Source organism: Guyparkeria sp. SB14A, assembly GCF_005096345.1.
GTDB classification, from domain to species: Bacteria; Pseudomonadota; Gammaproteobacteria; order Halothiobacillales; family Halothiobacillaceae; genus Guyparkeria; species Guyparkeria hydrothermalis.
The window spans coordinates 1-254 of sequence record NZ_SWAW01000085.1; the positions used below are offsets into that span (position 1 = coordinate 1).

A 254-nucleotide genomic window follows, 5' to 3' on the forward strand; every position below is an offset into this window, starting at 1 on the left:
CCCGACCGGAATGCTCCGCAGGGCGAGCGCGAGGCAAAAGAACGCACCACCGTAGCCCGCGATTGCCAGTGCGCTCGGTCCTAGCCGAGTAAAGCCATCCGTTGCCTTGAGCGCGTTGGTGGCCACGCCTCGAGAATGATGGCGATGGCCAAATAGGCGTAGGGAGTCATGTCGTCGTCCTACTCGTCGACTCGCTGGTCGGAGAGCATGCCTGCCTAATGGGTCGAATCCGAATTCCTCGAACCCCCGGGGGT

1 protein-coding gene is annotated in these 254 nt (G+C 62.6%); it reads right to left on the reverse strand.

Translation table 11 applies throughout. From position 1 onward, the window contains the following. Positions 1 to 126 (reverse strand): SMR family transporter (locus tag FAZ79_RS11355; RefSeq protein WP_247709556.1); only part of this gene is annotated, 126 nt, incomplete at its 3' end. Positions 127 to 254 lie beyond the last annotated feature (128 nt).